Here is a 16645-nt window from a genome sequence, read left to right on the forward strand (position 1 = left end):
GCTCTCCACTAATTCGATTTATTGGTGCCAAACCCGGGCAAACTTGACAGCTGTGCTGTTACCGTAGACGCCATATTTTGCATAGAGCCCAACAGTGCATCTAATGCGGTGTAGCGGCTACGCAAGGTTTGCTCGAAACTAGCTATATATCGGTTAGCTGCCTCTAAATCTTTAGTATTTTTATCAATTTGTGTCTTAAGCGAGTTTTCTTTGCTGGCAATAATACCGCCAGCTTGGGTAAATTCTTTCAGGAAACTATCCAGAGTTGCACTTAAACCTTGATCACCACCAAAGAACGCTGCCACCCCATCATAGTTTTCATTTAACGCTTTGTTAAAACGGGTTCGGCCAGAATCTGCACCAAATTCAGAGCTGCTGGATATCTCTAACTTTCCATCCTCACGAAACGTAATACCCAGTGAATATAGCGTTGACAATGATTCATCAGCGCCTTCAACCACATTACCTAACAAGCCTCGCAGCTGAGACATGATGTTCTTCGGTAGTTGGTCGGTGGCTAAGGCACCGCCCTCTGCTGTGACGGTTTTGCCGTCTGCACCCAGGGTACGCTTTTTGGTTAAATCGGCTATTTGATCAACTAATACATTGTAATTGTTGATAAAGTTTTGAATATTTTCTTCAGCACTGGCGTTATCAGTGGCAATATTTACACTGGCATTATTACCGTCAGGCGTCACAGCTTTTACAGTAAGGGTGACATCCTGAATAACATTACTAAAGGTGTTACTGGCATTGGTGGTGACTATGCCATCAATTTCAATAATGGCATCCTGTGCTGCCTGACTGACGCTCAGGCCTGCTGTAGCGCCTGTTGCCACGGTTGAGACATTATCAAGCTCGGCGTTATTATTAGTGATAACTAAATCATTACCCGCGCCTGTCTCATCAGAGGTTAATACCAGCTTGGTGCCGGTAGCACCGCCAGCATTAATAATGTTGGCATTTACACCAAAATTATCACTCTTTGCATTAATTTTTTGCCGTAATTCATTCAGCGTCATGCCTGCCGTGACGTCGACGTCAAAGCTTTTACCGTTGGCAGCAAAAGTTAAAGTGCCGTTTGTGGTCGAAATCACATCGTCAGCAGACGAGAAGGCTGCATCAGCACTTTCCAGGCGGCTGCCGGATGCCAACTGGTTCACTTTAATATCAAAGCTAGCTGCTGCGGCTGTACTGGATGCGGAGGCCTCCAGGTAGGTTTTGTTCTCAGTCGGCTGAGTAACGGTGGCAATTCGGGCATTAAGAGTGTTACCGCCCAGTTTTTTTATTGCATCCTGAAACGCCGATAGGGCGGATTTCAACTGCCCCACACCCGACAAAGACGTGTCTAAGGTTTTTTTAGTGGTATTAATTCGGCTCAGTTTGCTGTCACGCTCCACTTTTACCAGGGTAGAGACTAACTCTTCCAATGGTAAACCTGATGCTGAACCCAAAAAATTAATACCTGACATAAGTCACCTCTACACTTTATTGTCGATTAACAGGCCAATTGACTGCCCCATCTCTTCCTGTAACCGCTTAATATCCTGCGCTACTTTTAACAGCTCCTCTGAAGGGATCTGTTTAATCAGCTCGTCAGTTTCAAAGTCTACCACTTTAATCACAGAACGGCCTGATACATCATCAATCGAAAAGCTTAAAGAGCGCTGCTCTAACGCGACGGCCTGATTTACAACATCCACGGCTTGTTGTAATTCCGCTTTGCTTATTTGCTGCGTCTTGGTTGCTGACAACTTTCCCGCTTGCACTGGATCCGTAGTTTTAGGCTCGGCAACGACAGCTTTAGCCAAGTTTTCAGCAGGCGCATAACTAAAACCCGCGGCACTGTTGGCATTAATGCTACTCATATTCAGACTCCTTATCGGCGCGTAGGGTGAGAACTTTATCAAAACTTCTCACCACTACGCGTATTAGTTTAACCCAATAACGATAAAGCTGCCTGTGGCCGCTGATTCGCCTGCGCCAGAACTGTTGTACTGGTCTGCTGCAGGATCTGCTGACGGGTCAACTCTGCGGTTTCACGGGCAAAGTCTGTATCACGGATCCGGCTACGGGCGCCTGACACGTTTTCAGAGATATTGGTTAAGTTACGGATAGTTGATTGGAAGCGATTCTGTAGCGCACCCAGATCCGCACGGGCACCATCAATAATACCAATAGCACTGTCAATTGCTGCTAACGCGGCGGAAGCACCACCGACGCTTGATACACTCAGGTCAGATAAACCTAACGCTGAAGTACCGTAGCCACCTGAACGTGATAAGCGAATGGCAATATTCTGGCCGGCATTAGCACCTACCAGGAATGATGCAGAATAAGTACCGTTTAACAGGTTCTGCGTACCGAACTGCGTTACAGAGGCAACGCGGCTCATTTCAGCTTTTAGCGCGGTAACTTCTTTTTGCAGTGCGGCACGATCAGCTGAACTGTTGATACCGTTCTGTGACTGAATAGCCAGGGTACGAATACGCTGTAAAGAGTTAGTAATCTCTTCCATCGCGCCTTCAGCAACCTGAGCGACTGAAATGCCGTCGTTAGCATTACGTGCAGCCTGATCCAGACCATTTACCTGGCTGGTTAAGCGGTTTGAAATCTGTAAGCCTGCCGCATCATCGGCCGCGCTGTTGATACGTAAACCTGAAGACAAACGCTTAAACGCCGTATCCAGGTTATTACCTGAGTTAAACAACTGACGCTGCGCATTCAGCGACGAGGTGTTAGTGTTTACATATAAAGCCATGAGTCACTCCTTAGTTGTCGGTAGCGCTACCACCTTCAACTGATGTTTAAAATACGGGTATCCCGTTAACTGAGCCAAGCTGCAACTTGGCTTAACTAGGTTGTCGGCTGCCGTATTTAAAACTTTAGAAAAAAACTCATTTTTTTTACTTTTTTTCGCTAAAAAATAAAAAGCCATATATTTCAAAATGATAAAACCACCCTAAGGTGGCTTTAATTTAGTTATTCAACACACTTAAGGCAGCTTGGGGCCTTTGATTGGCCTGCGCTAACACTGAGGTACTACTTTGCTGAATAATTTGCGTCCGCGTTAACTCTGTGGTTTCACGAGCGTAATCGGTATCGCGGATCCTGCTGCGCGATGCCGACACATTTTCACTGATATTGGTCAGATTACGTATGGTAGTGCCTAACACATTTTGCCAGGCACCAAGCTCAGTGCGGGCACTGTCGATACTTAATATCGCAGCATCAAGCGTATCAAGCGAGCTGGCTGCATCATCTGCGCCTAGCTGCACCGCCGCAACGTTAAGACCCGTCGCACCACTTCCGTAGCTGTTGGACAGATCAATTGCAATTTTCTGCCCTGCGTTGGCACCGATTTGAAATACTGCAGTTTGACCACTGCCATCTAACAATTTCAGACCACCGAACTCAGTATTGTCGGCAATATTCTGGATAGAAGCCGCCAGCTCATCATATTCCTGCTGGATAGCCGCAATATCAGCTGGCGTATTAATGCCATTCTCTGACTGTATGGTTAATACCCGCATGCGCTGCAAACTGACGCCAATCTCATCCAAGGCCCCTTCGGTTACCTGAACCAGTGAAATAGCATCGTTGGCGTTACGCACCGCTTGATCTAAGCCATTGACCTGACTGGTCAACACATTACTGATCACCAACCCAGCAGCATCATCAGCTGCACGGTTAATACGAAAACCTGACGTTAAGCGTTCAAAGCTGGTGGTTAACCCCGAGGTCGCATTGCTAAGTAAACGCTGTGAAGCGAGCGATGATTGATTAGTATTTACCACTAACGACATGCTGCAATTCCTTCTCGGTCAGAGAGTGACAAGCCGCTAAATAGCAGCTCATCACTCTACCCCAGTTACTGCAGTAAACTCAGTGCGGCTTGCGGCCGCTGGTTAGCCTGCGCCAGCACTGTAGTACTGGTTTGCTGCAGGATCTGCGTGCGGGTTAACTCTGCGGTTTCTTTAGCAAAATCGGTATCTCTGATCCGGCTGCGGGCGCCTGATACGTTTTCAGAGATATTGGTCAGGTTGCGTATGGTTGCCTGAAAGCGGTTTTGAATTGCACCCAAATCAGCCCGGGTACCATCAATGATACCGATAGCACTGTCGATCAATGCCAAAGCTGCTGAAGCACCCGCAACGGATGACACACTCAGATCAGCCAAACCTAATGCTGAAGTACCATAACCGCCTGCACGTGACAAACGTATAGCAATGTTCTGCCCGGCGTTTGCACCAACTAGGAAACTGGCAGAAAAGCCACCCGCCAGCAGGTTCTGTACACCAAACTGCGTGGTTGACGCTACCCGGCTCATCTCCAGCTTTAATTGGGCAACTTCTTTTTGCAGTGCGGCACGATCGGCTGAACTGTTAATGCCGTTCTGTGACTGAATAGCCAGGGTGCGGATACGCTGCAGCGAGTTGGTAATTTCTTCCATCGCGCCTTCAGCAACCTGGGCCAATGAAATACCATCGTTGGCATTACGGGCCGCCTGATCCAGACCATTGATCTGGCTGGTTAAGCGGTTAGAGATTTGTAAGCCTGCGGCATCATCTGCCGCGCTGTTAATCCGGAAACCAGATGATAAACGTTTAAACGCTGTGTCCAGCGCATTACCTGAATTGAACAGCTGACGCTGAGCATTCAGTGATGAAGTATTGGTATTGACATATAAAGCCATCTTAACTCTCCTGCTACCTAATTAAACACTAGCAGCAGCCGCCATAATTGACGATGTTGCTATACTTTTGTGTTAATTATGTATCGGAAAAAAAAGAGAATACTTTAGTTAATTTATAAAAATAGTGCTTAATTACTCATTTCACCTCTAAAATAAAAAAAGCCGCAATAAAGCGGCCTTTTATCTGGATAATTTTACTAGCCTTGTAGTAAGCTTAATGCTGCCTGTGGCCGCTGATTAGCCTGCGCCAACACTGTGGTGCTGGTCTGCTGCAGGATCTGCGTCCGGGTTAGTTCGGCCGTCTCTTTAGCAAAATCGGTATCGCGAATACGGCTACGAGCACCTGCGACGTTCTCCGAGATATTCGTCAGGTTACGGATAGTAGCCTGAAAGCGGTTTTGGATTGCACCCAAATCAGCGCGGGTGCCATCAATGATCCCGATGGCGCTATCGATTAATGCCAGCGCTGCTGAAGCACCGCCAACGCTTGATACAGATAAATCGGCCAGGCCAAGTGATGAAGTACCATAACCACCAGCGCGTGATAAACGAATATCTATGTTTTGACCCGCATTAGCACCTACCAGGAAAGTGGCAGAGAAACCGCCAGCAAGTAAACTTTGAGTACCAAACTGTGTGGTTGACGCAACCCGGCTAATTTCCAGCTTCAGCTGTGCCACTTCTTTTTGCAATGCTGCGCGATCAGCTGAGCTATTAATACCGTTTTGCGATTGAATAGCCAGGGTACGAATGCGCTGCAGTGAATTGGTAATCTCGTCCATTGCGCCTTCAGCGACCTGGGCCAGTGAAATACCATCATTGGCATTACGTGCGGCCTGATCCAGACCGTTGATCTGGCTGGTTAAGCGGTTAGAAATTTGTAGGCCTGCCGCATCATCGGCAGCGCTGTTAATACGAAAACCTGACGATAAACGCTTAAATGCAGTGTCCAGAGCATTGCCAGAGTTAAACAACTGACGCTGGGCATTCAGCGATGAAGTGTTGGTGTTTACATATAAAGCCATGGTCGTGCTCCTGCTATTTAATCGTATCTGAAACAGCGGCTTAGTTATTTGCCGTGTTTGTCATCTGATACTTATTTATCGGAGCTTTCTGCTAAAACTTGAGAGACTTTTTTAAAAAACTAAAAAATAGCAGCGCCGGCTTACCGCCAGCACCTGCTTTAACGGATATAGTCGAATAAGCTAACACCAGACACCTTAACAAAGGTGTTGGATATTGCTTCAAGTGCAATTTCCTGTTTGGTAATTTCGGTCAGTGCTGCTGCATAGTCCACTTCGGATAAGTCAGCACGATAAGCTTTGTTATTAATGGTTAAATCTTCATTGGTGCCAAACACGCTGTCGAGCACATTAACCCTGCCACCAATTGACGATAGAAAACTATCAATGTTAGTGGCTGCAGCCGTCGTTTGTGTCAGCGTATCGCTTATCGCCTCGTTAAACTCAAACGCCGACAGTGCCGGGTTTTCCAGTGCGGTAATAAACTCACCAATAGTAGTAAGAATATTTTTCTTCTCTGGTGCCTGCAGCGAGAAGTCCACTTGACCAGGTACAGCCGCTGCCCCGCTGATGTTAATAGTTAAACCATTAAAGGCTATAGGTGCATCTGGTGTAAAGGTGCCGGTTACCGGCGGCACCAGCGCAGCACCATTACGCTGAATTTCGTAGGTCGACGGCGCTGTTAGCACGACACTAAAATCATTGTTTGCCGGTGTTAGCGCATCATAATTTTGCTTGTAATAGGCATCAAACTGACTTTGATCAGTGACCGATACTTCTGCCGCTGTCGCGCCACCAGCGCTTATTACGGCCGGTGTTGTTTTAAAGCGGGCATCAACATTTTCAAAGACAAATTTGCCGCTGTCGTTACCCGCTAGGGCAATGGTTGGCGATATCTGCAGCGCTTTTTGCCCGTCATCACCCTGAAACTCATAAATACCGGTGGCATTATTTAAACTGTAAGTTTGCTTTTTATCCTGAAAACCCGAGAAAATATACCCGCCTTCAGCATTTCGGCTATTCATTAAATCCAGCAGTTCTACCTGAATATTCTTCAGCTCCTGTGCCACCGCCTTTTTATCTGCGTCAGTATAAGCACCATTGCCCGACGCAATCGCCAGCACCCGCGCCCGATCGATCGAGGTACGCATATTGGTCAGCACCGTTTCTTCCAGTGCCAGGTTGTTTTTCAGTAGCACACTGTTATTTTGAAACTGCGCTACCTGCTCCAGGTTTTGATCCAGCCCCAGCACCTTGGCTGACGATGCAGGATCATCAGCTGGCGTTAAAATACGCGTCTGCTTGGTTAACTGGTCCTGCGCCCGGTTCATTTTTTGCTGAGTGGTTAAAATGCCGTCCAGGCCAGCATTAAACTTCATATTAAATGATAAACGCATGCTTACCTCGCTGCCGCTAACAAGGTGTCGAACACCGTTTGCGATGTAGAAATAATCCGTGCTGCCGCGGCATATGTCTGCTGAAAACGCACTAAATTACTCGCCTCTTCATCCAGGCTGACACCTGACAATGACTCATACCAGGCCGTGGTTTGATCTAACAAGGCTTTACTGGCCGCTTCATTATTGCGCGCCTGATTGGTGCGCTCACCAATTAAGCTAACCATATCGGCGTAAGTCTGGTTAAAGTTTACCGCATTGGTGCTATTGGGGGCTGATAACGGGTTTAACCGGGTGGTTTGCGCGGTTTGTAAGGCTGACAGTGCCAAACCATTACGGTTATCGTTAAAGCCGCCATCATTGAAGCTGATACTAAAGGTATCACCGATACTGGGCACGCCAGTGACGGAGAAGTCAAAGCCGACATCTACACCGGCCTGAGCAAACAGATTCTGGTACTGATTAGAACCAAAAGCTGCCGTTGCTACCGGGTTACCCAGGTTATCGACTATCTCGAAAGTATCACCACCGACATAGGTCATAGTCCAGGGGCCATTGATTAAACCAGACGGCGTATCAAAACCATAATCTGGCAAAGTGGCCGGCGTGGTATCGGTGACTTTCAGCCCTTCAATCTGGGCATTGCCCAGGTTTGCTACGGTAAACTCTGTTCTGACCGGGGCGGCCAGCGCGATATCTTCTGGCCGGGTGGTGGCAAGTTCCAGCGTGCGCGAGGCAGTACTAAGCGGCTTTAATTCAAACTGGTCCCCTACAGCAGGGGCACCCGTTATGGTAATTTCTAAACCATATAAATCGCCCGCGGCATCAGCAGAGTTAATAGTTACCGGATAGGCCGCAACGGGCACCACTTTATCTGAGCCGGTGATCACCTCGCCCTTGCTATCCAGTGCCTGAATACGCACTGCACCCGCTTCGATAGTCAGTAAAAAATCATTGGGTGGTAAACTATTGCCTTTACCGGGTTCAATGGTCAGGTTAACCCCACCAGTGCCGGTGTTAGAGGCAAAATCAAAGCCACTGATTATCGGCAGTTTAAATAAATCGCCGCCAATTTCACCGTTTAAATTCATCCCCAACCGGTTTTGCGTATTCATTGCATCGGTCATCGACAGCGCCAACTGGCCTAAGCGGTTTTGCGTCGGCACCAGAATTTCTTCCCGAAATGCCAGCAAACCACCAATTTTGCCGCCCACTTTGTCAATATCGATATCACGCTCAACGCTGATCCGGTTGGATAACTGCAGCTTCAGGTCACGCTCTGACGGATCAGGGTCGCCTCGAAGCGATACCAAATTAAAGTCTCCGCGCTCTACTACCAGCGACTGCCCGGTTGCCAGAAACACCAGTTTTTCCCCGTTGTCGGCATCCAGGGTACGTATTTCAACCATTTCGGACAGTTTTTGGATAGCCAGATCGCGCTTATCATATAAATCTAGCGGCACAGGCCGGCTGGCACCGGTGCCAAATGACGCGATCTCAAGGTTCAGATTGGCAATTTGCTTGATATAACCGTTGGTTTCACTGGTATAAATATCCAGCTGCTGATTAACAAAATTTTCCTGATCCAGCACCAGGCTGGACAGGGTATTAAACTTGTCCAACAGTGCCTGTGAGCTGCCGATAATCAGCTGGCGGTTAGCCAGGGTGGCCGGCTCGTTGTTGGCTATCTGAAATTGCTTAAATAAATCATTGATGCCGGTGGCAATGCTGTTAGCCGGGTTAGAAAATAGTGCATCAACCCGGTTCGCTTCGGTGACGTATTGCTCGGCAAAGCTAAAATTCGATAAGTCGCGTCTTAGCTGACGCTGGGTAAACTCGCTGACTAAACGCTCGGTGGTGCCTTTGCCCACGCCCAACCCCAGAATTTGCGACTCAAATTCAGTGCGCTGCCGGGTATAACCTTCAGTATTAATATTGGCAATGTTATTACTGGTGGTATTGAGCAACGTAGTGTTGGCCAAAACGGCTGATGTGCCTATTCGCAGTAAATTGTCTGACATTGCTCTCTCCGCCTACGCCGCTTCGCTGCGTTAGTTAGGTTGTTAATCGGCCGTTTGGCCTAAATCTTGAGTATCGCCGCTACTTAGCCGTGCATTTTGCAGCACAGGGCTTTGATACACAGCCATAATTTTTTGCGCATAAGCCGGATCAGTCGCATAGCCTGCTGCCTGCAACTGCTCAAAATAGGCCTTGGTATCGCTACTGGCTTTTATCGCATCCTGATAACGCGGGTTTTGCTGAATAAAGGCCACATAGTCCTGCAAACTTTGCTCCGGACTTTGATAGGCGCGAAACCTGGCTTGCTCTTTTTTCGCAACACCGCCGCGGTACTCCAGTGTATCGACCACTGCGCTATCCCCCTGCCAGCCATGATTGGCTTTAATACCAAACAGGTTAAAGCTGTTGGCGCCTTTGGCAGTTTTGATCATGCGCTGGCCCCAGCCTGTCTCCAATGCAGCTTGCGCCACCAGGGCTAACGGGTCCAACCCCAGCGCTTTAGCCGTTTGCCGCGCTGCGGGCAGTATGCTTTTAACAAAATCGGCTGGGCTTTGTACCTGCCACTGCGCCGGTGCTGTCTCTGTTGACTGTTCTGCTGCAGTGACAGGTGTCGCACTTATCTGCGAAGAAACAGCTGGCACGGTGTTATCTGCCATAGCTGGACGCACGGCTTTTTGCGCCGGCAAGATCACTTTGGGCATAGCCAATACGTTATCACTCTGCCCTGCCAGCTTGTGACCAGGCAGGCTGTGGCCCTTGGCAGCACTACTGCCACCCAGCGCCGGGCTTAACTGCTGTACTAGCAAATCAGCCAGTCCCAGCGCGCCCTTTTGCGCTAAATCCGTGGCCATTTGACTGTCATGCATATCGCGGTAGAACTTAGTGGTCTGGCTGTTCATCATGCCATCCACTTCAAAGCCGGCATTGGCTTTACGCATACTGCTAAGCAGCATGCTGAAAAAAATCGATTCAAACTGCTCTGCGGCCTGACGCAATGCGGCTTTTTCATCTTTGCCGGCACTGCTGCGAATTTGCTGCAGGCTGGTCAAGTCATGATAAGACACGTTTTTCGGCGTCAGGCTCATATCAGATCACCACCAGCTCGCCATGAATGGCACCGGCTTCTTTTAACGCTTCCAGTATTGCCATTAAATCGCCCGGTGCCGCGCCAACCGCATTCACCGTGCGGACTAAATCATCCAGGGTTACGCCAGGGTCAAATTTAAACATCCGTGACTGCTCTGGACGCACATCAATAATGGTGTTTTCTTCAATTGCGGTTTGGCCCTCAGCTAACACATTAGGCTGCACAACACGGGGATTCTCCGCGATGGTAACGGTTAAACCGCCGTGCGTTACCGCCGCAGGGAACAACCGCACGTCTTTACCAATTACAATGGTACCTGTACGCGAATTGATAATAATCTTGGCCGAGTGGTCGCCTGGCTCAAAACTTAAGTTTTCCAGCGTTGATAAATAAGACACCCGCTGGCTGATATCGCGCGGCGCCCTAACCTTTACTGAGGTGGCGTCCAGTGAGTAAGCCGTATCAGGCCCCATAAAGTTGTTTATCGTCTCAGCCAAGCGTTTAGAGGTTGTGAAGTCAGAACGCTTCAGGTTAAAGGTAATAAATTCATTTTGTGAAAATGGCGTAATGACTTCGCGCTCGACGATGGCACCATTGGGTATACGGCCGACTGTTGGCGTATTCACTAAAATACGCGACCCATCTAAGCCCTCTGCACCCAGGCCGCTAACAATCAAACTGCCCTGTGCAACGGCGTATACGTTGCCGTCTAAGCCGGTTAAAAAGGTTTGCATCAGGGTACCGCCACGCAGGCTTTTCGCACTACCCACTGACGATACTGTAATATCCAGTGTCTGGCCAGGTTTGGCAAACGCCGGTAATTCCGCATGTACCGCCACCGCCGCGACATTTTTAATTTGTGCTTTCATACCGGCAGGCAAGGTAATACCAAAATTGCTTAACATGGTACGAAAACTTTGCTCGGTAAAGGGGCTTTGTTCGCCAGTGCCAGGCAAACCGACCACTAAACCATAACCGACCAGTTGGTTAGCCCGCACGCCTTCCACATCGGCCACATCTTTAATGCGCGCCGCCTCAGCCGGCAGCACCAGCAACAAGGTTAATATCAGCCATACTCGTTTCATGTGTATTCTCCGGGCTTAATCATAATAACAATGGCCACGATTAGAACGGCCACAGAGGGCCATTAAAGAACCGGCTTAGCCAACCGGGTGACTGGCCATGGTGATGCGCACCCGTGCCACTGTATTCAATGCGGGCATTGGCAATTTTGGTTGATTCCACCGTGTTGTTGACGTCAACATCCTGCGAGCGGATAACACCGGTCAGTCGGATATACTCTTTACCGGTGTTTAGCGTCAGCCATTTTTCACCGCGGATCACCAGGTTGCCGTTATTCAGCACCTGCAGCACATTCACTGAAATATTGCCTACCAGACTGTTGCTCTGATCGGCTTTTGAATCGCCTTTGTAGTCTGAGGTTGAATCCGCACCAAACTGCAACACATTACCGGCCACAGAGACGTTGCGCCCGCCCAGACCTATCATCGGCTCAAACGACGTAGAGCTGTCTTTTTGCATTTCGGTTTTCGCATTCTTACTGGCCTGCGTGCGCTCTTTTAGCACCACGGTAATAATGTCCCCCTCGTGCCGGGCTTTATTGTCCGAATACAAGCTATTAGAGTGGTTGGCGGCAAACAACGAACCCGACTGCGACAACGGCCGCGCCGGCGGCTCGGGCTGTAGCGGCGCAAAATAAGGATCGTCCGCCATTGGTTCCTGCACGGCCGCGCAGCCACCCAACAGCAGTCCACAGGCAATAACAGTAAACATGCGTAACATATAGCCTCCTGTTACAGCTGCTGAATGGCAAAGCCCAGCATCTGATCGACCGACGAGATCACTTTGGAATTCATTTCATACACGCGCTGGCTTTCAATTAAGCTAACCAGTTCTTCAGTCACGTTAACATTTGACGTTTCAAGCGCCCCCTGCACAATAATGCCAAGGCCTTCCAGCCCCGGAATACCTTGCACCGGGTCGCCGCTGGCACCGGTTTCACGGAACAGATTCTGGCCAATCGGCTCTAATCCGGCCGGATTAATAAAATTAGTCACGGTAAGTTGCCCCAGCACAGCAGGCTCACCCTGCCCCGGTAACTGCACCGACACCTGACCATCTTGCGATACCGTAATACTTTGCGCATCTGGCGGCACCACAATATTCGGCTGCACCTGATAACCGGCCCCCGAAGTCACCAGGTTACCTTCATCATCTACCGTGAATTGGCCATTACGGCTGTAGGAGATAGTGCCGTCTGGCATCAAAATTTCAAAAAAACCGTGGCCCTGAATCATCATATCCAGACTGTTGTCTGTGGTAATCATATTGCCCTGGGTGAAATTTTTTTGCGTTGCCACCACCTTGGTACCAGCGCCTATCATCAGACCATTAGGCAACTCCGAGTTTTGCGACGAGGCGCCACCCGGTTGATTAACATTCTGATACAGCAAATCTTCAAAAATGGCGCGGCTTTTTTTAAAGCCAACAGTGCTGGCATTTGCCAGATTGTTCGAGATAACCGAAATGTCACGCTGTTTGGCGTCTAAACCGGTTTTACTGATCCATAATGCTGGATGCATAGATGCCTCCCGGGCCTTGGCCCATTATTTATTCAGGCGTTTAGCCCATTATCCGAAGTAATTGATTTTGCTGACGATCCATCTCTTCAGCACTTTTCATCATTTTTACTTGCAGTTCAAACTGGCGCTGCAGGCTAATCATGTAGGTCATCTCACCTACAGCATTAACATTACTGCCTTCTATCGCGCCTTTTAGCAGGTTAACGTTGATATCGGCTTCCGCTATCTGGCCATCTTTGCGGCGGAATAAACCGTCATTGCCTTTTTCCATGTCGCGGTTATCCGGCCGTACCAGCTTAATGCGACCCGCTGGCACTATCGCATCAGCCGGCGCGCCCTGCGGCAACACACTGATGGTGCCGTCTTGCGCTATCTCCACTTTGGCCAGCGGCACCGGCAGCTGAATAGGGCCATCATCGCCCATTACCGGCAGTCCGCCGGCGGTTTCCAGCATGCCCTGTGCCGAAATTTGCAAATTGCCGCTGCGGGTATAAGCTTCATTGCCATCCGGCGCTTGCACGGCAAGCCAGCCATCGCCCTGAATAGCTACATCCAGCTCGCGCTCAGTCATGATAATAGCGCCGGCGTCAAAATTCTGACCGGGCTGCTCGGTTAACGAAAACACCCGGGTGGGTAAACCGGCACCAAACGCCTGCATGGCACGGGCTTGCTCAAAATCGGCTTTAAAGCCAACCGTACCCGTGTTCGCCAGGTTGTTGGCTCTGACAGCAATACCATTCATGTTTTCTTTAGCGCCACTCATGGCGATATACAACAGATGGTCCATAACATGCTCCGTTATTGGTCTCTGTTAATACGCAGCAAGTTTAGTGCCAGATAAGCGCCATAATATGAATAAAAAAACACCACCCGAAGGTGGTGTTAGCTTTAGCTGCAGTTTTTGATGGCAACAGTTGGCTATTAACGGATCTGCAGTACTGTCTGTTGTAAGGTACTGTTAACCTCTAACGCCCGCGAGTTAGCCTGGAAGTTACGCTGCGCGCTAATCAGGTCAACCAGCTCTGTGGTCAGGTTAACGTTTGACTGCTCCAGCGATGACGCATTAACCGCGCCAAAGGTACCGGTATTGGCCTGGCCACCAATAGGCTCGCCTGAAGTAATACTTTGCTTCCAGGAGGTGTTCCCCACTTGCTTCAGGCCCTGCACATTGGCAAAGCGCACCATCGCCACCTGTGACAGGTAAGCCGAATCACCGTTACTGTAGCTCGCCAGTACCCGGCCAAAAGCATCAATATCCACCCCGGTTAAGAAACCAACGGTAGTACCGTCCTGGCTTAAGTTAGTGACATCAAAGGTAGAGGCATATTGAGTCGGTTCGCGCACGCCTGAGGCATCACGGAAATTCACCACCACATCAGTCGCAAACTGTGCACCGTTGGTGAGATAGCCATTTAGTGGATCATTCAGGTCTGCTGCCGGTAATGTTACTGTTTGTGGTGGTGCTGCAGGTACAAAATTACCGCTGGAATCAAACACTAAATTATCACCCTGAATAGGTAAGCCGGTTACGTCATCCCACACTACCCAGGTTTCCCACTCGGCATTAGCTGGCGGTACCGTTGTCGTTTTGCGGAAATAGGTAGTCACAGTGTGTGATTCACCTAAGCTGTCGTAAACCGTGACAGACGTAGAGTGGTTATAGGTAGCCCGGTCTGTAGCATCAAAAGCAATAGCATCGGTTGCCAATTCACGCGAGTCCAGGTTGGCACTTAAAAATATGTTAGTGGTGGCACGTGGCGCACCGGCCGAGGTGGGTATAGCAATTGGCTGCGTCGTGCTTAAACTCACCGACTGGTTTTCGCCGGTTACCGGGTCAACGGCAAAGCCCTGCAAAAAATTGCCTTTGTTATCGACAATAAAGTTATCTTTGTTCAGTTTAAAGGCACCGGCACGGGTATAGGTTAGATCCTGCGATTGCCGATCCGGTGTTAAGGCAAAGAAACCTTCACCGGTAATGGCTAAATCCAGTGAGTTATTGGTAAATTGCAAAGCGCCCTGGCTAAATTGCTGTGCTACCACAGCTGTGGTAACACCATCACCGACTTTAGTGCGGCCAGAGGCGAAAATCGAGGTTGCGTACACATCGGCAAACTCAGCGCGTGACTCTTTAAAACCCGTAGTGTTGACGTTGGCGATGTTATTCGCCGTAGTATCCAAATCTTTTTGTGCTGCGGCCAGGCCGCTTAATGCGATATTAAAACTCATAATTCACCTCAGCTCGCTTAACTATATGAAACTTCTAACACATCACTTAACTTCACCGCGCCCAAGCCCAGCAGGTTAAGCATGATGCCGCCGCCAGTGCCATTCATACTGACACTGCCAACCGGGGTATAAACATTCACCGGCAAGGTGGCCGTTTTGCCGTCGGTGTAGCTAACGTCCACTTTAATTTTATATACTCCGGCCACCACGGCTTCATCGTTGGCGTCAGTGCCATCCCAGACAAAATCGTTTTTGCCGGTTTTGGGGTTCTCTACACTAAAACTGCGTACCAGCTCACCTTTTTCGTTTTCGATACGCACTTTCATCATGGTGGCAGGCTTATCCAGCTCAATATTGCCGCGCGATAGGGTATCACCGGTAAAGACGATATCTTCTGACTGGGTTAATACACTGCGTCCTACCAAGGACGACGCCTGTAATGCCTGGTTTGATGTCATGCTCTCGGCAAAGCCTTTGAAACTCTCGTTTAACGAGCCTATACCATCGGCCATGGTGAAATTGGTCATTTGCGCAATCATTTGATCATTTTCAACCGGCTTGGTCGGGTCCTGATAAGCCAACTGTTGGGTTAACAGCGCAAAGAAATCAGACTGCGTTAAGGCACCATTGTTTTTATCCGGCGTCTTTGTTTCCGGGTTCCAATACATGCCATCAAGGGCAGAATTGTTATTTACATTAGAGGTCATCTCTCAGTCCTTTATGATTGCTGGCCCAAACGCAGCGTACGCATGATCATTTGTTTGGCCGCGTCCGCCGTTTGCACATTGGTTTCATAAGAGCGTGACGCAGAAATCATGTTCGCCATCTCTTCCATAATGTTGATATTGGGCTTATAGATGTAGCCGTTCTCGTCAGCCAACGGATGATTGGGTGCGTACTCAACATTTAATGGCGCATCAGACTCAACAATCCCCAGCACCTTCACGCCAACACTGGCGTCGCCCTGCTGGCGGCGGGCTTCAGATAATTCAGCGGCAAACACCGGATGACGTCCACGGTAGGTTTGCTCAACGCTGCTACTGACGCTGTTGGCATTGGCAATATTACTGGCGGTGGTATTCATCCGCACCGACTGTGCCGTCATGCCGCTACCGGTAATGTCAAAAATGTTATAAGCACTCATGATTATTGTCCTCCACCGGTAATGGCTTTTTTCAAGCCACTAATGCGGGAATTGAGAAAGGTCATACTGGCCTGATATTCCAGGCTGTTTTGCATAAAAGCATTACGTTCGCGGTGGATATCGACACTATTACCATCACCCGTATCGGGCTGGTCCGGATTGCGGAACTGGGTTTCCTGGCGTGATGCGATAGAGATATTGAAATGTTTCTCATCGGTGCGGGCAATATTGCCGCCTTGCCTTGCCCTGGCCTGCTGTAACGCCTGATGAAAATCGATATCTTTGGCTTTGTAACCGGGTGTATCGGCGTTAGCAATGTTTTCTGCTAACACCTGCGCACGCCGATCACGGATCAGCATGGCGTCCGGATGAAGTCCAAAGGCTTTGTCGAAGCTGATTGCCATTTTTTTGCCACCTGTTGTTACCTGATGGCAATACACCTGCAAAACGC

The 16645-nt window shown here is 49.2% G+C and carries 17 protein-coding genes; all 17 read right to left on the reverse strand.

All coding sequences use genetic code 11. The features are described 5' to 3' along the window. Positions 1-8: 8 nt before the first annotated feature. Complete coding sequence (gene fliD, locus ABGI61_RS08050; protein WP_347599547.1) at positions 9-1472, reverse strand: flagellar filament capping protein FliD; 1464 nt, start codon at positions 1470-1472, stop codon at positions 9-11. 9 nt (positions 1473-1481) lie between these two features. Continuing rightward, on the reverse strand, positions 1482-1868 hold the full coding sequence (locus ABGI61_RS08055; protein WP_347599550.1) for a flagellar protein FlaG: 387 nt from the start codon (positions 1866-1868) through the stop codon (positions 1482-1484). 68 nt (positions 1869-1936) lie between these two features. Further along, positions 1937-2761 (reverse strand): flagellin N-terminal helical domain-containing protein, encoded by an 825-nt coding sequence (locus ABGI61_RS08060; RefSeq protein ID WP_347599553.1) that lies wholly within the window; start codon positions 2759-2761, stop codon positions 1937-1939. Positions 2762-2978: 217 nt separating this feature from the next. After that, positions 2979-3806, reverse strand: coding sequence for a flagellin N-terminal helical domain-containing protein (locus tag ABGI61_RS08065; protein ID WP_347599556.1), 828 nt, complete (start codon positions 3804-3806; stop codon positions 2979-2981). Between the two features lie 65 nt (positions 3807-3871). After that, positions 3872-4696: a flagellin N-terminal helical domain-containing protein gene (locus tag ABGI61_RS08070; protein WP_347599559.1), complete on the reverse strand. Its 825-nt coding sequence runs from the start codon at positions 4694-4696 to the stop codon at positions 3872-3874. Between the two features lie 197 nt (positions 4697-4893). Beyond that, entirely contained in the window at positions 4894-5721 is an 828-nt protein-coding gene (locus ABGI61_RS08075; RefSeq protein ID WP_347599562.1) for a flagellin N-terminal helical domain-containing protein, read from the reverse strand. 158 nt (positions 5722-5879) lie between these two features. Beyond that, entirely contained in the window at positions 5880-7115 is a 1236-nt protein-coding gene (gene flgL / locus ABGI61_RS08080; protein WP_347599565.1) for a flagellar hook-associated protein FlgL, read from the reverse strand. A gap of 2 nt (positions 7116-7117) precedes the next feature. Continuing rightward, positions 7118-9136, reverse strand: a complete 2019-nt coding sequence (gene flgK, locus ABGI61_RS08085; protein WP_347599567.1) for a flagellar hook-associated protein FlgK — start codon at positions 9134-9136, stop codon at positions 7118-7120. Between the two features lie 42 nt (positions 9137-9178). After that, complete coding sequence (gene flgJ / locus ABGI61_RS08090) at positions 9179-10219, reverse strand: flagellar assembly peptidoglycan hydrolase FlgJ (protein WP_347599570.1); 1041 nt, start codon at positions 10217-10219, stop codon at positions 9179-9181. Position 10220: 1 nt separating this feature from the next. Continuing rightward, positions 10221-11306, reverse strand: coding sequence for a flagellar basal body P-ring protein FlgI (locus ABGI61_RS08095; RefSeq protein ID WP_347599573.1), 1086 nt, complete (start codon positions 11304-11306; stop codon positions 10221-10223). Positions 11307-11346: 40 nt separating this feature from the next. Next, complete coding sequence (gene flgH / locus ABGI61_RS08100) at positions 11347-12024, reverse strand: flagellar basal body L-ring protein FlgH (RefSeq protein WP_347599576.1); 678 nt, start codon at positions 12022-12024, stop codon at positions 11347-11349. Positions 12025-12035: 11 nt separating this feature from the next. After that, a complete protein-coding gene (gene flgG / locus ABGI61_RS08105; RefSeq protein ID WP_008220164.1) occupies positions 12036-12824 on the reverse strand; it encodes a flagellar basal-body rod protein FlgG in 789 nt (262 codons plus the stop codon). Between the two features lie 40 nt (positions 12825-12864). Beyond that, positions 12865-13611, reverse strand: a complete 747-nt coding sequence (gene flgF, locus ABGI61_RS08110) for a flagellar basal-body rod protein FlgF (protein WP_347599579.1) — start codon at positions 13609-13611, stop codon at positions 12865-12867. A 134-nt stretch (positions 13612-13745) separates the two neighbouring features. Further along, positions 13746-15050, reverse strand: a complete 1305-nt coding sequence (gene flgE / locus ABGI61_RS08115) for a flagellar hook protein FlgE (protein WP_347599582.1) — start codon at positions 15048-15050, stop codon at positions 13746-13748. Positions 15051-15067: 17 nt separating this feature from the next. Beyond that, positions 15068-15757: a flagellar hook assembly protein FlgD gene (locus ABGI61_RS08120; protein WP_008220167.1), complete on the reverse strand. Its 690-nt coding sequence runs from the start codon at positions 15755-15757 to the stop codon at positions 15068-15070. An 11-nt stretch (positions 15758-15768) separates the two neighbouring features. After that, positions 15769-16194 (reverse strand): flagellar basal body rod protein FlgC, encoded by a 426-nt coding sequence (gene flgC, locus ABGI61_RS08125; RefSeq protein WP_008220168.1) that lies wholly within the window; start codon positions 16192-16194, stop codon positions 15769-15771. Between the two features lie 2 nt (positions 16195-16196). Further along, the gene (gene flgB, locus ABGI61_RS08130; RefSeq protein WP_008220170.1) at positions 16197-16598 is read right to left on the reverse strand and encodes a flagellar basal body rod protein FlgB; all 402 of its coding nucleotides are present in this window, start codon (positions 16596-16598) and stop codon (positions 16197-16199) included. Positions 16599-16645 lie beyond the last annotated feature (47 nt).

The organism is Rheinheimera fenheensis (assembly GCF_039871805.1).
GTDB lineage: Bacteria > Pseudomonadota > Gammaproteobacteria > Enterobacterales > Alteromonadaceae > Alishewanella > Alishewanella fenheensis.

Bases quoted from the DNA above. Each gene is read 5' to 3' on its own strand.
- fliD (WP_347599547.1), bottom strand. From the start codon at position 1,472: ATGTCAGGTATTAATTTTTTGGGTTCAGCATCAGGTTTACCATTGGAA.
- ABGI61_RS08055 (WP_347599550.1), bottom strand. From the start codon at position 1,868: ATGAGTAGCATTAATGCCAACAGTGCCGCGGGTTTTAGTTATGCGCCT.
- ABGI61_RS08060 (WP_347599553.1), bottom strand. From the start codon at position 2,761: ATGGCTTTATATGTAAACACTAACACCTCGTCGCTGAATGCGCAGCGT.
- ABGI61_RS08065 (WP_347599556.1), bottom strand. From the start codon at position 3,806: ATGTCGTTAGTGGTAAATACTAATCAATCATCGCTCGCTTCACAGCGT.
- ABGI61_RS08070 (WP_347599559.1), bottom strand. From the start codon at position 4,696: ATGGCTTTATATGTCAATACCAATACTTCATCACTGAATGCTCAGCGT.
- ABGI61_RS08075 (WP_347599562.1), bottom strand. From the start codon at position 5,721: ATGGCTTTATATGTAAACACCAACACTTCATCGCTGAATGCCCAGCGT.
- flgL (WP_347599565.1), bottom strand. From the start codon at position 7,115: ATGCGTTTATCATTTAATATGAAGTTTAATGCTGGCCTGGACGGCATT.
- flgK (WP_347599567.1), bottom strand. From the start codon at position 9,136: ATGTCAGACAATTTACTGCGAATAGGCACATCAGCCGTTTTGGCCAAC.
- flgJ (WP_347599570.1), bottom strand. From the start codon at position 10,219: ATGAGCCTGACGCCGAAAAACGTGTCTTATCATGACTTGACCAGCCTG.
- ABGI61_RS08095 (WP_347599573.1), bottom strand. From the start codon at position 11,306: ATGAAACGAGTATGGCTGATATTAACCTTGTTGCTGGTGCTGCCGGCT.
- flgH (WP_347599576.1), bottom strand. From the start codon at position 12,024: ATGTTACGCATGTTTACTGTTATTGCCTGTGGACTGCTGTTGGGTGGC.
- flgG (WP_008220164.1), bottom strand. From the start codon at position 12,824: ATGCATCCAGCATTATGGATCAGTAAAACCGGTTTAGACGCCAAACAG.
- flgF (WP_347599579.1), bottom strand. From the start codon at position 13,611: ATGGACCATCTGTTGTATATCGCCATGAGTGGCGCTAAAGAAAACATG.
- flgE (WP_347599582.1), bottom strand. From the start codon at position 15,050: ATGAGTTTTAATATCGCATTAAGCGGCCTGGCCGCAGCACAAAAAGAT.
- ABGI61_RS08120 (WP_008220167.1), bottom strand. From the start codon at position 15,757: ATGACCTCTAATGTAAATAACAATTCTGCCCTTGATGGCATGTATTGG.
- flgC (WP_008220168.1), bottom strand. From the start codon at position 16,194: ATGAGTGCTTATAACATTTTTGACATTACCGGTAGCGGCATGACGGCA.
- flgB (WP_008220170.1), bottom strand. From the start codon at position 16,598: ATGGCAATCAGCTTCGACAAAGCCTTTGGACTTCATCCGGACGCCATG.